This window comes from Komagataeibacter melomenusus (assembly GCF_013155395.1).
Taxonomy (GTDB): Bacteria; Pseudomonadota; Alphaproteobacteria; order Acetobacterales; family Acetobacteraceae; genus Komagataeibacter; species Komagataeibacter melomenusus.
Window position 1 is genome coordinate 1 of sequence record NZ_JABJWC010000066.1, and the last position, 13,339, is coordinate 13,339.

Consider the following 13,339-nt stretch of genomic DNA (forward strand, 5'->3'; position numbering starts at 1 on the left):
GGCTTGATCTGCTTCTCGGTGGGGGGGGGTTACCGTCACGCCCGTGCAGCAGGGCTGTATTTCCATTGGCACGGTGGGGCTGTTCTTTTTTCTCAACCGCAGGCCGGGGCGGCATATTACCTGCATCCTCATGATGCTGTCGCTGTTCGTATCCTTCCGCTACCTGATCTGGCGGCTGGGCAGCACGGTCCAGTTTGGCAGCCCGCTCCAGATCGTGCTGTCAGTAGCGCTCCTGCTGGCGGAGGGGTATGCGCTCTCGACCCTGTGCCTGAGCTATTTCCAGATGTCATGGCCGCTCCACCGCAAGCCCCACAGCCTGCCTGACAACCTTGATGACTGGCCGATGGTCGATGTGTACGTGCCCTCCTATAACGAGGATCTCGACCTGGTGCGCTCGACCGTGCTGGGGGCGATGGACCTGCACTGGCCCGCGGGCAAGCTGAACGTCTATATTCTCGATGACGGGCGGCGCAAGGCGTTCCATGATTTTGCCAAGGAATCCGGGGCAGGCTACATCATCCGCTCGGAGAACAATCACGCCAAGGCGGGCAATCTCAACCATGCGATGAAGATCACGAAAGGTGAATTCGTGGTCATTTTCGATTGTGACCACGTGCCCACGCGCTCGTTCCTGCTCAAGACCATTGGCTGGATGGTGGCCGACCCCAAGCTGGCCCTGCTCCAGACGCCGCATCATTTCTATTCCCCCGATCCGTTCCAGCGCAACCTGGCCGCAGGCTATGACGTGCCGCCCGAAGGCAACATGTTCTATGGCCTGGTGCAGGACGGCAATGATTTCTGGGATGCCACGTTCTTCTGTGGGTCATGCGCCGCCATCCGCCGCTCGGCCCTGCTCAGCGTGGGCGGGTTCGCGACCGAGACGGTGACCGAAGATGCGCATACCGCGCTGAAGATGCAGCGCAAGGGGTGGGGCACCGCCTATCTGCGCCAGCCGCTGGCCGGCGGCCTGGCCACCGAGCGGCTGATCCTGCATATCGGCCAGCGCGTGCGCTGGGCGCGCGGCATGCTCCAGATCATGCGGCTTGACAACCCCATGCTCGGCCGTGGGCTGCGGTGGGAGCAGCGGCTGTGCTACCTGTCGGCCATGTCGCACTTCCTGTTTGCCATACCCAGGGTGATCTTTCTGATCTCCCCGCTGGCATTCCTGTTTCTGGGCCAGAACATCATCGCCGCCTCACCGCTGGGCATTACGGTCTATGCGCTGCCGCACATCTTTCATTCCATCATGACGCTTTCGCGTATCGAGGGGCGGTGGCGCTATTCCTTCTGGAGCGAGATTTACGAAACCTCGCTCGCGCTGTTTCTGGTGCGCATCACCATCGTGACCCTGCTCCAGCCGCACAAGGGGCAGTTCAACGTGACCGACAAGGGCGGCCTGCTGGCGCGGGGCTATTTTGACTTCAGCGCGGTGTATCCCAATGTCATCATGGCGGTGGTCCTGTTTGGCGGCATGGTGCGCGGCCTGTTCGGTATGGTGTTCGACTTTCACGAGAAACTGGCATTCCAGTCCTTCGCGCTCAATACGTTCTGGATCACCATCAGCCTGATCGTGGTGCTGGCCTCGATTGCGGTGGGGCGCGAAACCCGGCAGATCCGCCATGCCCCGCGCGTGCGGGTCAAGCTGCCGGTTGATATCTGTTTTGAAAATGGCGATGTCTTCCATGCCCATACGACCGATATCTCGCTGGGCGGGGCGGGCGTTACGCTTAACCTGCCCACCAGGCTTGAAACACCCGTTGATATCGAATTGCGCTATACCCACCCCGAGGATGGCATTGAAGTGGCCGTGCCCACCCGCATTCTGGGCCAGCGCGGCGCGTGGCTGCACCTGCAATGGAAGATCGAGACGCTGGAAGAGGAACGGCAGGTTGTGAGCATGGTATTCGGGCGCAGTGATGCATGGGATAACTGGGCCGACTTCAAGGAAGACCGGCCGCTTAACAGTATCTATCAGGTGATCAAGAGCATCGGTGGGCTGCTTGCGCCGCCATATCTGTGGAATATCAGCCCATCAGGCGATGGCGAAGATGAGGAAGGCGAGAAAAAAAAGGAAGAAAAGCTGGAAAAGAAGAGCCTGATCGTGCCCCCCACCCATATCAGCCGCATACGTGGCACCGCGGGCGCGCTGATCGCATCCCTCATGCTGGCGGTCCTGCCTGCCATGGCGGCTGAACCTGTGCACCCTACGGTTTTTGACCGCACGGGCGTATCGCCCGCAACGCCCTGGGGCGACAGCAATTCCGGTGACCTGCCGCCCGTGCTGCAGCCGGTGGATGCCACGGCTGCCGGGCGCGTGGCCGATACCGAGGTCACGCGCACCATTGCATTCCGCGACATGGGGGTCATCAACGGGCCGCTGAGCCTGACCGGCGTTTCCCCCCTGCAGGGGCTCGATGTGGTGGTGCCGGCCAACCGCGTGGTCACGCATGCAACGCTCAACCTGTCGGGCGCGATTTCGCCTTCGCTTCTGCCCGAGGCGTCTGCCGTCAACGTGACCCTGAACGAGCAGTATGTCGGCACGATCCGGGTTGATCCGGCGCACCCCAGTTTCGGGCCGGTCGCGTTCCCCATAGACCCGCTTTATTTCACCGAGGACAGCAAGCTCAACTTCCGCTTTGCGGGTGAATACCGGCGTGACTGTAACGACCTGTATAATGATGTGCTGTGGGCCAAGATATCGGACCAGTCCACCATTACCCTCACGACCGTCCGCATCACGCCCGAACGCACGCTGGCCCGCCTGCCTGCGCCTTTCTTTGACCCTGCGCTGCGGGTGGCGATGCGCGTGCCCGTTGTCCTGCCCGCATCCCCGTCCGCGCCGGAGGTCCTGCGCGGGGCGGGGCTCGTGGCGTCGTGGCTGGGGCGGCTGGCGGGGTCGCACCAGATTTCCTTTCCCGTCTCATCCGCCCTGCCGGATACGGGCAATGCCATCGAGATTGGCGAAAACCTTGCGGTTGATGACCAGGGCCGCCTGCCCGCAGGGCCAACCCTGCTCGAGATCGCCAACCCGGCCGATAAATGGGGAACCATCCTTGTCGTGACCGGGCGCAATGCGAAGGAAGTCGAGATCGCGGCGCGCAAGCTGGTGTTCTCGCCTGATACGCTGGGCGATGTCGCGTCCATCGTGGTGCGGGATGTCAGCCTGCGCCCGCGCCAGCCTTATGACGCGCCTGCGTTCATTCCCACCGACCGGCCGGTGCGGCTGGGCGAACTCGTTGCCGCAAGCGACCTGCAGGCCTCGGGGTTCGTGGGCGCCCCCCTGCATGTGCCCTTTCACCTGCCGCCCGACCTTTATACCTGGCACCAGTTGCCGTTCCTGATGGATCTGTGGATCCGCGCGCCGGATGGCGCGGTGATGGACCTCAATGCATCGCGGCTCGATATCCATCTCAACCACAATTATATCCAGAGCTATTCACTTCGCCCCAACAGCCTGTGGCGGGCCTGGTCGGAGCGGATGGTGACCCAGCATGCAGGGGCCATGGGGCATGTCACCGCCATGCCACCGTGGCTTCTGTTCGGGCAGAATGACCTGCAGTTCAGCTTCAACACCCGCCCGGTCGATTTTGGCGCGTGCCGCCGCACGCCCGGCGATGTGCAGATGTCGGTTGATTCGGATTCCATGCTCGACTTCCGGCGTGGGGTGCATTTCACCATGCTGCCCAACCTGTCCTATTTTGCCGAGATCGGCTTCCCGTTCTCGCGCATGGCCGATCTGGACGAGACCACGGTGGTGCTGCCCCGCACGCCTGACCACGATACGCTTGGCGCCTATCTGGACCTGATGGGCTTTTTTGGTTCGATTACGGGCTATCCGGTCTCGGGCGTGCATCTGGCCAGCACGGATGAGGTCGCACAGAAACCACCTGCGGGCGATGTGATCCTGCTCGCGCCGGTGCAGCAGATGGGTGGCGCCGCGGCGCTGCTGTCACGTTCGGCCTACCATATCGATGACAGCCATATCGCGGTCGGGCAGTATATGGGGCTGCAAGGTATCTGGTACCTGTTCCAGGACCGCGACGACACGGGCCTGCGCAATGGCGTGACAGCCAATCTTGATGCCCCCGTCAAGGGGGCGGCCTTCATGATCGGGGCGGAATCGCCCTATGCGGCGCATCGCTCGGTCCTGGCGCTGATCGGCGATGATGGCGGCCGGATTGAGGAACTGGTGACCAGCCTGCATGACAGCAAGGTGCTGCCGCAGATACAGGGCGATCTGGTGATCAAGAACGGCAGCCAGTTGACCACCTACCGCACCTCGCCCACCTATCAGGTGGGTCACCTGCCGTTCTGGATGTGGGTGGACTGGTTCCTTTCCCGTCATCCGCTGCTGATGTATCTATGTGGCGTGATGGGGGCGGTCATGTTGGGCACGGGCGTATGGATGTGGCTGCGCGCGCGGGCGCGGCGCCGGGTGCGCGAACAGGCAAAAGCCGATGAGGAAGCCCGCATGCGGGGGGAAGGCCATTAGCAGACCCGGCCGGGTCTGCATGGCAGCATGTCGTTTGCCATACGTGCTTGTTGCCTGATGACGCGATAAGGGCAGCTTGATCTTGTGCGATACCGGATAAGGTCCTGCGGAAAAAAAATCTTTCTGGCGCATGGAGGTTGAGGTGGGGATAAAGCGTTACGAGTTGAGCACGCCGCAATGGCGGCGTATTGCGCCCCTCCTGCCCGGCAGATTCAGTGATGCGGGGCACGGCGCAGCGGATATCAGGCAGTTCGTGAATGGCTGCCTGTGGATCAAGCGTAGCGGCGCGTCCTGGTGCCACCTGCCTGTGCGGTATGGTCAATGGCAGACGGTATATCGCCGCTTTAACCGTTGGCGCCATGCAGGCGTGTGGGAAAAGGTTTTCGAGATGCTGGTTGCCGATCCGGACAATGAGTATCTGATGTTTGATACAGACATTCTGCATGCGTATCAGCAGGCCGCGAACGCAAAAGCGCCATCCGGTTTCAAGTAGCAGAGCATGCCTGATAAGGCCTGACTGCCAAAAACAGATTGATGTGGTGTGAATAGTCAGGATGGCGGAGAGGGTGGGATTCGAACCCACGGTACGCTCACACGCACGGCGGTTTTCAAGACCGCTGCCTTCAACCGCTCGGCCACCTCTCCATAGGGTTTGTTTAGCTAGGTCTGCTGCCGCCGTCTAGAGGTTACGCTACACAAAAACCGTGCCTTTCATGAAGATGCGCTGCCCGGTTTGCAGGAAAGGCGTTAATGCTGATCAAAAAGGGAAACCGGACCCGTGAACTGATGCGCGTTGCTGACCGTAGGATAACTGACCAGCACAGCGCTGATAATGGCCAGCACAAGAAAAACGGCCTTCTTGATCATGTACAGGTCCCCTTATATGAGAGGAAATGCTAACAGCAGCATGTATCACCTGTATGTCTGGCGCATATCATTTTGTATCAGGTTTTTTCATGGTATATTAAGAGATTATTTGAAAAGTTAGCCTGGACAACATCCAGGAATCATAAGGAAGTTTTTGGTGAAGCTTTTTTCAAAAAGCTTCGAAGAACACCGCTTTTTTGAAAAAAGGCGACACCTGAAAACTTTTATCATTTTTCATCAATGAGTTATTTTAAAGTAATGTCTAAAATGTTTAAAGGAGACGTATTAAACAATATTGATGGCCCGTGGCTTTTTAAAACAGACCATCAGGCAGATGTTTATAATAGCTATGACCCAGTCATTTTATCAGGATCATTGATGCAGACGCTTGATGCATTCTACGATGAAATTTATAAAAAGTTTCACGCGCCATCCTATGCAGGAAAAAACTTCAATGCTCTTTGGGACATCCTGACGGACCTGTCATGGCTCATAAACAGAAGCAGATATATTGTCTTTTTTCAAAATGCAGAAGTAATACTGATCAAAGAACAAGAAAAAGCCTTGCAGGGCTTTCTGGAAATATTAGAGGCAGTGGGCCGCGAATGGAGCCAGCCCGTACAGCAGAGTGAATGGTGGGATCGACCCGCCATGCCGTTTCATTCAATCTTACAGGTTAAGGCACTTTCCGCATCCTGTTTCCCTCGCGCGGTTCCTGTTATCGGAGCCGTTTAATCCGGCCTGAACAGGCGCGGTGCGCAGGCATTCAAACCGACCTAATACGGATTCGGGTTTGATAACTGTTCATGGGCCAGGGTGCGGAAGCGTTCCTGCTCTTCCAGCGTGGCGGCACGGGCATCGGTTCCGATGGTCCATTGCCGGTCCGGGTAGTGTAACTGAAAGATCTTGCTGGCCAGTCGTTCAATATCTTCAGGCGTATAGGACATGAGCCGGTTTCCTGCGCATACTCAGGAACGGTGACCGGGCCACCCTGCGGATGGCCCGGAAAACAGGGAAGGGGGTCAGACGCCCACCATCACGTCGGATGCCTTGATGATGGCAGTCGCCTTTTCACCAACCTTCAGGCCAAGATCGGCCACGGCTTCATTCGTGATCGAGGCGGTAATGGTGTTGCCGCCCACATCAATCGTGACATGCGACGTGGTCGCACCCTTGGTAATGCCGCTAATCGTGCCTGCAATCTGGTTGCGTGCGCTGATTTTCATCGTTTCAGTCTCCTTGCTGGCTTCACGGGTGGGTGTAGGCCCATAAGCCGTATCGATCAAATGGCTGCTGGCGGCGCAGGGGGCTCAGGCGAAGGCTTCATCCCATGTGCCCTGCGTGGCACCGCGGCTGTATTCAGTGGCGCGGTTTTCAAAGAAGTTGGTGTGTTCCACCGCGTTCATCATCTCGTCAATCCACGGCAGCGGATTGCTTGGCACGTCATAGATCGGGGCAAGTTCGAGGCCGATCAGGCGGCGGTTGGCGATGAAGCGGATATACTGCTTGACCTCATCCGCACTCAGCCCCTGCACCGGCCCCATGCGGAAGGCGAGGTCGATGAAGCGGTCCTCGTTGGTCACGATCTCGCGGCAGGCTGTGTGGATGGCGGCGGCCACGGCAGGCTTGTCGATCTGGTGGCCGAACTCCTGCATGTAGGTCTTGAACAGGCGCGTGATGGATTCCACATGCAGGCTCTCGTCACGCACCGACCACGTCACGACCTGGCCCATGCCCTTCATCAGGTTATGGCGCGGGAAGTTGAGCAGCATGGCAAACGAGGCAAAAAGTTGCAGCCCCTCGGTAAAGCCCGCGAACACGGCCATGGACAGCGCCGTGTTGTAGTGGTCATCCATGTTGAAGCGCTTGAGGAACTCATGCTTGGCGGCCATTTCCTCATATTCGAGGAAGGCGGCATATTCCGTCTCGGGCATGCCGATGGTGTCGAGCAGGTGGCTGTAGGCGGCCTGATGGATGCTTTCCATGTTGGTGAAGGCCGAGAGCATCATGCGCACTTCGGTCGGCTTGAAGCGGGGCATGTACAGGTCGATATAGGCGTTCTCGACCTCGGTATCCTGCTGGGTGAACAGCCGGAAGATCTGGGTGACCAGATAGCGCTCGGTCTCGGACAGGTTGTTGTTCCAGTCCTTCACGTCATCGCCGAGGGGGATTTCCTCGGGCAGCCAGTGCAACTGCTGCTGGGTCTGCCATGCCTCGTACGCCCAGGGGTAGCGGAACGGCTTGTAGACCGGGCTGGGCGAGAGAAGATTCGGTGTGTCTTTGCTCATGAGTCGTCCCTTAGCCAAAATGGGGCCACATGATAAGCATCATCGTGGTCTATATGAGAGGGGACTGCATCCCCTGCATTAGAGGACATACACCATGGAGCGAGGGTGTCTGAAAACGCTTTCTCTGCAAACAGGCATCCTTCACTTTAAAAAGGTTTTTGGTGAAGCTTTTTTCAAAAAGCTTCAAAGAACGCCGCCTTTTTGAAAAATGGCGGCACCCAAAAACTTTTATTTTCATCAGGGTCTGTCATCAGCTTGCGCCGCGGGGCTGGCGCGCAGGGGCGGACCCTGTATCCCCTCATCATTATGGTGGCTCGGCTCGGGACCATAACAGCCGCCAAGCAGCAGGGTCAGGAGCAGGGCGGCAAGGGGGCAGGGGATCAGGCGCATCGTGACCTCCGGTGAATACCGGCTGAACGCGGCGCGGCGGCAGGAGTTTGTGCTGGAGGCATGGCCTGCAACGCGCGGCCTCCAAGGGGCATGCAATCCATTTTGTTTCCGCATGCCGGTGCGATACACCGGGCGCGGACACAGGGCATGACGGGCAGGGTGAATGCAGCAGGTTGAGCAATGGATGCGCAGGATCGCAACCGGACTGGTCATGCCCATGCCGCTGCTGCTGCTTTACGCCCTGGCGCCAGCGGAAATCGTCATGACCACAGTGGCGGTCCTGTTTGCGGCCCACTGCCTGCTGCGGCGGGAGTGGGGCTGGCTGCGGCAGGGCTGGGTGGTGGCGGCCGGGCTTTTATGGGCGCAGATCGTGCTGGCTGCCGTTCTTGCCGGGCATGGCGTGGTGCAGGCGGCTGCGTTCGTGCGGTATTTTGTCTTTGTTGCCGCCCTTCAGGGCTGGGTGCTGCCCGATCCCCGCACGCGCCGGGTGCTGGGCCAGGTTTACGGCGCCGTGGCCGTATGGCTGGTGGTAGGGTGCTGGCAGCAATATCTGTGCGGGCGCAACTTCATGGGCTACGGCAGGTGGGAGGATGGCGCCCTGCTTGGCCCGCTATGGGCCCCGCGCGCGGGGCATGCGCTGGTCATGACGGCGCTGCCCGGCCTGTTCCCGCTGGCCATTGGCCTCGCGCGGCGCGAAGGCGCGCGGGGGCGGATCATGGCCGGGGCGCTGCTGCTGGGGCTGGTGGTGACCATGGTGCTGATCGCCCAGCGCATGCCGCTGTTGCGCCTGCTGCTGGCCATGGGGCTGTGCGGCCTGCTGGTGCCCCGCCTGCGCGCCGTGGTGGGGGCGACCATCGTGCTGGGAGTGGGTGCGGTGGCCCTGTCGCCACTGCTGGCCCCGCAGGCCTACCACAAGCTGGTGCTCAACTTTATCGCGCACATGCAGGGCTTTGCCGATAGCCCGTATGGCATGCTGTTTATCCGCGCGGGCGTGATGATCGGGCGGCACCCCTGGCTTGGGCTGGGGTTTGACGGGTTTCGCCATGCCTGCCCCGATCCGGCGTATTTCCATGGCCTGCCCTGGCTTGGCGTAAGCGAGGGCGTGCATGGCGCTGCCGTGGGGTGCAACCTGCATCCGCATAATTTCTACCTGCTCATGGGTACCATGGGTGGCGTGCCGGCCATGGTGCTGTTCGCAGCCTTCGCTGCCTGCGTGCTGGCGCGGGCATGGCGGGGGCTGACGGCGGCAACGGCCCCGTGTGAGCCGCAACGGCTGATGCTGGCGGTGGCGTGCGTGGTGGTGCTGTGGCCGTTGCAGTCAACCAGTTCGTTGCTGACCCAGCCCACGGCGGGGTGGCTGTTCATGGCGATTGGCTGGGCGCTGGCCTGTGTTCCATCTGCCTCGCATTTGCAATCCGTGCGCGGCAGGGACTAGCCCCCGGCGGCCTGGCGCACTAGAGTGCCCGCGCGGTCGGCCCGGATGCCCATGATCCGGCCCGCGACCGTTTGTGAACCAAGGGAGCCTGCACCATCGTTTCCCCCTGTTGTTCTGTAGGACCGTGTCCGGTTTCGCGCCGGGCGCGGGTATCTGTGCGTGTGGTGACCCATGGCGAGTGAATCAGGCGATGCGCTCAAGCGTATTTTTGGCAATACGGGCTTCCTGATCGCAGGGCGTGCGACCAATGCCATATGCAGTTTCCTCTACATCGCCTGGGCGGTGCGCGCACTGGGGCTGTCGCGCTTTGGCGTGCTCATGCTGGTCACCACGTTCGGCACCGCCATCTCGACCGCAACCCACCTGCAGTCATGGCAGCCGCTGCTGCATTATGGCACCGATCCCTTCACCAATGGCAGGCGGGCGCAGTTCTCGCGCGTGCTGGCGTTCTGCGTGCGGGCCGACTACCTCAGTGGCGGGGTGGGCTGGCTGGTGGGCACGCTGGGCGTGGCGCTGTTCGGCACCGCCATGGGCTGGCCCGCAGCCGACCAGGGGGCGGCGATGCTGTACATGACCACCATCGCGTTCATGAATTTTTCATGGTCGGCGGGGGTGTTCCGGCTGTGCAATTCCTTCTGGCTCAACATGCTGGTTGACCTGTCGGGCACGTTGGTGCGCACCGTGGGGTCGGGGCTGGGCTTCCTGCATCATATGGGGCTGGATTATTACCTGCTGGTGTGGAGCATGACGCAACTGGCCATGTTCACCACCAGCACCGGGCTGGGCCTGCTGCAACTGCGGCTGGCGGGCGGCATCCGCTTCAATCCGTTTGCCCGCCTGGCGGAGGGCGATGCGCCGGGCATCTGGCGCTTCACCCTTTCCACCAGCGGCAACCATGTGCTGAGTTCGGTTTTCAACCAGTTCGGCACGCTGCTGGTCGGCGGCCTGCTGGGTCCGGCCGATGCCGCCGTCTATCGCGTCTCGCGCCAGATTGGCGAGGGGATTGCCAAGCCGGCCCAGCTCATGGTGCCCGCCCTGTACCCCGAATTCATCCGCCTGCGTGACAGGCAGGACTGGTACGGCATCAAGCGCGTGACCGTGCAGCTGTTCCTCACGATTGGCGGCTTTTCCATCGCCCTCATGGGGGTGGCGATGCTGATGGGCAACATCCTGCTGACATGGATGCTGCATGTGCACTGGCATGGTGGCCGCCACCTGATCATGCTCATGCTGGGCAGCGCCGTGCTGGGCCTGGGCATCGTGCCGCTCGAGCCGCTGCTGACCGTGATTGGCCAGGTCTCGCGCGTGCTCCGTGCCCGCATCATCGTGACCCTGACCTACCTGCCGCTGGTTTATGGCATGACCCGGCTGTGGCGGCTTGAGGGGGCTGCGGCAGCAGGCGTCGTGGCGGGACTGATCATGTTTGGCATCTGCCTGCGCCCGGTGCTGGCCTGGTTTGGCCAGATGGCGCCGGGCCGTGCACCCGCCCGCCCCGCCACGGCGGAAACACAGGGCGGGGAAGGCGGGACGGGCACCTGATGGACCGCCCCGCTCCGATCAGAAGCTCGCCGTCAGGCTCACATTGAACGACCGCCCCATGCCGGGCAGAGCGCGCAGGCTGCCGGTGGCGGCGTAATCGGCCAGCGACCAGCCGCCTAGTGGCAGTTCGTATTTCTGGTTCAGCACGTTGTCGATGCTGGCATCGAGCGTCATGTAGCGCCAGTGATACTGCCCGCCCAGCCCCAGCAGGGCATAGCCGGGGGTGCGGGGTTCGTTGCGCACCCAGTCCACCGTGTCCTTGGCCTTGACGAAGGTCATCTCGACCCGGCCGCTCCAGTTCTTCCACCGTTCGTTCAGCGTGACGCTGCCATTGGTGGGCATCTGGTGGTATAGCCCCGCGCCATTGGTCAGGTCCTGCCCGCGCACCCAGTTGAGGTTGGCCACGATCTCGCCCCGGCCAAAGCGGGCATTCTGCCACAGCCGGTAATTGCCCGATCCGTTGATGCCGTAGCTCTGGGCATTATGGTTGGCAAAGCCCAGCGTGTAGAACTGCCCCGCGCTGGCAAGGCGGTAGGCGTTTATGTAGTCGTGGGTATAGGTGTAGTAGGGCTGGACCTTGAGGTCCCACCGGTCGCCATCGGGGTCATGCCAGTCAGCGGTGATGGAGGCGGTATTGGCGACCTCGGGCTTGAGGTCGGGGTTGCCCACGTAGCCGTTGCCATCGCCAAACCAGTTGATCATGCTCGTGACCATGGCCGAGCGGCCCCAGGCATAGCGCTCGTACAGGTTGGGCGAGCGGGTCTTGCGGGCATAGCCGCCCTCGATGGTCAGGTCGCGGCGTGGCTTCCAGCGCACCAGGGCGGTGACATCGAAGTTCACATCCGTCCGGCCCCGGTCGGTGGTGTTGAAGGCATTGGCCGCGTTGATGTTGGCCATGTTCATCATGCTCATGGTCGATGAATAGCCCGATACCGGGCCGGTATTCATCATGACCAGGTCATTGCGAAAGCCCAGCAGCGTGGTCACGCGCGGGGTCCAGGCGGCCTCCCATTCCACAAAATGGCCCAGCCGGTCGCGGTGGCCGTTATTGATGCTGTGATAGGTGTCCGGCCCCATCATCATGCTGCCCGCAACCGGCGGCCACCAGTCATTGAGGCCGGAATGGTCGAACGAACTGCCCAGCCGCAGGGTCTGGCCTTCCGCCAGCACGATGGTGGCCTTGATGCTGTAGCCGGCCATGCGGGCATTGGTGTTCATGGGCATGTGGGTGGTCTTGGCGCGGTCGGGCAGGAAGTCCATGGCGTGGTCCTCGCGCTGCCAGTAGCCCCGGGCCTCAAGCTCGCCCCAGTCGAACGTGCCGAGATACTTGCCGTTGACGAAGGTGGAGCGGTTGTTCGTCATGTCCATGTACTGGTTGGCAAACCCTTCATGCGGGGTGTCCTGCTGGCCAAAGGTTAGGGCCAGCAGGTGGTTGCCCTTGTGCACGCCAAAGGTCACGGCATGGTTGTAGGTCAGGTAGCTTGTCGAGCGCACCAGCCCCGCATCTCCGCCACCTTCATAATCACCCGCCTGCGCGTAGGAGGCATTGTAGCGCAGGCTGAACGTGTCATTGGCCACCGTCAGGCTGCCCGAGGCGCCATACCCGCCGCCATTGCTGCGATAGGTGCCGGTGACATGCCCGGTCACGAGCACCTTGCCATGCCTGGCAAACTGCGGGTCCTTGCGCTCGACATCGATCGTGCCGCCGGTGCTGTCGCCGCCCATGCTCACGGGGGTTATGCCCGCGATGGCGGTGGCGGTGTCCACGCTGTCGGGGTCGATGAAGGACAGGGCAGGGTTCATGTGGTTGGGGCAGCCCGAGGCGATGCGCACGCCATCGACCACGGTGGCCACGCGGTCATCGGCCATGCCGTTGAGCACGGGCAGCGAGGCCAGCCCGCCTGCGGAATACGTGCTGACACCGGGCTGGTTGCGAAACAGGCTGGCGGCATCGGGGCTGCTCAGGCTGGCCGCCGTGCGCTGCGTGGCGGAAGGGGACGCCGCCGAAAGCAGGCGGTCGCCCATGGGGGTGCTGTCCGCCGTATCCTCGATCGAGAGGCCGGGCAGGGTCACGGTTGTCTGGGCGCGCGCGCCCAGTGGGTGCAGGGAGGCCGCCAGCATGCAGCCGCCTGCGGCCACCACGAGGGGGGTGGCCGTTTTTTTCATGGAAGTCACTTTTCATGTCCTGAACAGGAAAACGAAAGACGCGCACGCCCGTATGGACGCGCGGCAGCGCGTGAGTTCAGGAGATGGAAGGTGGCCCGCAGGCCGGGGGCAGCCCCAGCGGAGTGGGAGGGGGCGCGCGGGGCTGCCCCCGGCCTGCGGGCC

At 61.7% G+C, this 13,339-nt stretch carries 9 protein-coding genes, 1 tRNA gene and 1 pseudogene; 5 read left to right on the forward strand and 6 right to left on the reverse strand.

Annotated features, from left to right (window positions below; all coding sequences use genetic code 11):
* Window positions 1-22 precede the first annotated feature (22 nt).
* A pseudogene (gene bcsA, locus HNW77_RS15940) lies at window positions 23-4,492 on the forward strand (UDP-forming cellulose synthase catalytic subunit); the annotation flags it as partial.
* A gap of 163 nt (window positions 4,493-4,655) precedes the next feature.
* Window positions 4,656-4,985 carry a transposase gene (locus HNW77_RS15945; protein WP_172158982.1) on the forward strand — a complete coding sequence of 110 codons (330 nt, stop codon included), beginning with the start codon at window positions 4,656-4,658 and terminating at the stop codon, window positions 4,983-4,985.
* 62 nt (window positions 4,986-5,047) lie between these two features.
* Here HNW77_RS15945 and HNW77_RS15950 read toward each other — a convergent pair.
* Window positions 5,048-5,137, reverse strand: a tRNA-Ser gene (locus HNW77_RS15950).
* A gap of 480 nt (window positions 5,138-5,617) precedes the next feature.
* Between HNW77_RS15950 and HNW77_RS15955 the strand changes: the two genes are divergently transcribed.
* The gene (locus tag HNW77_RS15955) at window positions 5,618-6,094 is read left to right on the forward strand and encodes a barstar family protein (RefSeq protein WP_172158983.1); all 477 of its coding nucleotides are present in this window, start codon (window positions 5,618-5,620) and stop codon (window positions 6,092-6,094) included.
* Window positions 6,095-6,135: 41 nt separating this feature from the next.
* On the opposite strand, the gene HNW77_RS15960 is transcribed toward HNW77_RS15955, so the two are convergent.
* The 4 genes from HNW77_RS15960 to HNW77_RS15975 all read right to left on the reverse strand — a co-directional run bounded on the left by HNW77_RS15960 (window position 6,136) and on the right by HNW77_RS15975 (window position 8,037).
* Window positions 6,136-6,306, reverse strand: a complete 171-nt coding sequence (locus HNW77_RS15960) for a hypothetical protein (RefSeq protein WP_172158984.1) — start codon at window positions 6,304-6,306, stop codon at window positions 6,136-6,138.
* Between the two features lie 75 nt (window positions 6,307-6,381).
* Window positions 6,382-6,585, reverse strand: a complete 204-nt coding sequence (locus HNW77_RS15965; RefSeq protein WP_172158985.1) for a TOBE domain-containing protein — start codon at window positions 6,583-6,585, stop codon at window positions 6,382-6,384.
* A gap of 84 nt (window positions 6,586-6,669) precedes the next feature.
* Complete coding sequence (locus tag HNW77_RS15970) at window positions 6,670-7,647, reverse strand: ribonucleotide-diphosphate reductase subunit beta (protein WP_130730496.1); 978 nt, start codon at window positions 7,645-7,647, stop codon at window positions 6,670-6,672.
* A 237-nt stretch (window positions 7,648-7,884) separates the two neighbouring features.
* Window positions 7,885-8,037, reverse strand: coding sequence for a hypothetical protein (locus tag HNW77_RS15975; RefSeq protein WP_172158986.1), 153 nt, complete (start codon window positions 8,035-8,037; stop codon window positions 7,885-7,887).
* A gap of 163 nt (window positions 8,038-8,200) precedes the next feature.
* Between HNW77_RS15975 and HNW77_RS15980 the strand changes: the two genes are divergently transcribed.
* Both HNW77_RS15980 and HNW77_RS15985 read left to right on the forward strand, forming a co-directional pair.
* Window positions 8,201-9,472: an O-antigen ligase family protein gene (locus HNW77_RS15980; protein WP_172158987.1), complete on the forward strand. Its 1,272-nt coding sequence runs from the start codon at window positions 8,201-8,203 to the stop codon at window positions 9,470-9,472.
* A gap of 171 nt (window positions 9,473-9,643) precedes the next feature.
* Entirely contained in the window at window positions 9,644-11,011 is a 1,368-nt protein-coding gene (locus HNW77_RS15985; protein ID WP_172158988.1) for a lipopolysaccharide biosynthesis protein, read from the forward strand.
* A gap of 18 nt (window positions 11,012-11,029) precedes the next feature.
* Here HNW77_RS15985 and HNW77_RS15990 read toward each other — a convergent pair whose 3' ends face one another.
* Window positions 11,030-13,186: a TonB-dependent receptor gene (locus HNW77_RS15990; protein WP_172158990.1), complete on the reverse strand. Its 2,157-nt coding sequence runs from the start codon at window positions 13,184-13,186 to the stop codon at window positions 11,030-11,032.
* Between the last annotated feature and the right edge of the window lie 153 nt (window positions 13,187-13,339).

Bases quoted from the DNA above. Each gene is read 5' to 3' on its own strand.
- HNW77_RS15960 (WP_172158984.1), bottom strand. From the start codon at position 6,306: ATGTCCTATACGCCTGAAGATATTGAACGACTGGCCAGCAAGATCTTT.
- HNW77_RS15965 (WP_172158985.1), bottom strand. From the start codon at position 6,585: ATGAAAATCAGCGCACGCAACCAGATTGCAGGCACGATTAGCGGCATT.
- HNW77_RS15955 (WP_172158983.1), top strand. From the start codon at position 5,618: ATGTCTAAAATGTTTAAAGGAGACGTATTAAACAATATTGATGGCCCG.
- HNW77_RS15975 (WP_172158986.1), bottom strand. From the start codon at position 8,037: ATGCGCCTGATCCCCTGCCCCCTTGCCGCCCTGCTCCTGACCCTGCTG.
- HNW77_RS15980 (WP_172158987.1), top strand. From the start codon at position 8,201: ATGCAGCAGGTTGAGCAATGGATGCGCAGGATCGCAACCGGACTGGTC.
- HNW77_RS15970 (WP_130730496.1), bottom strand. From the start codon at position 7,647: ATGAGCAAAGACACACCGAATCTTCTCTCGCCCAGCCCGGTCTACAAG.
- HNW77_RS15985 (WP_172158988.1), top strand. From the start codon at position 9,644: ATGGCGAGTGAATCAGGCGATGCGCTCAAGCGTATTTTTGGCAATACG.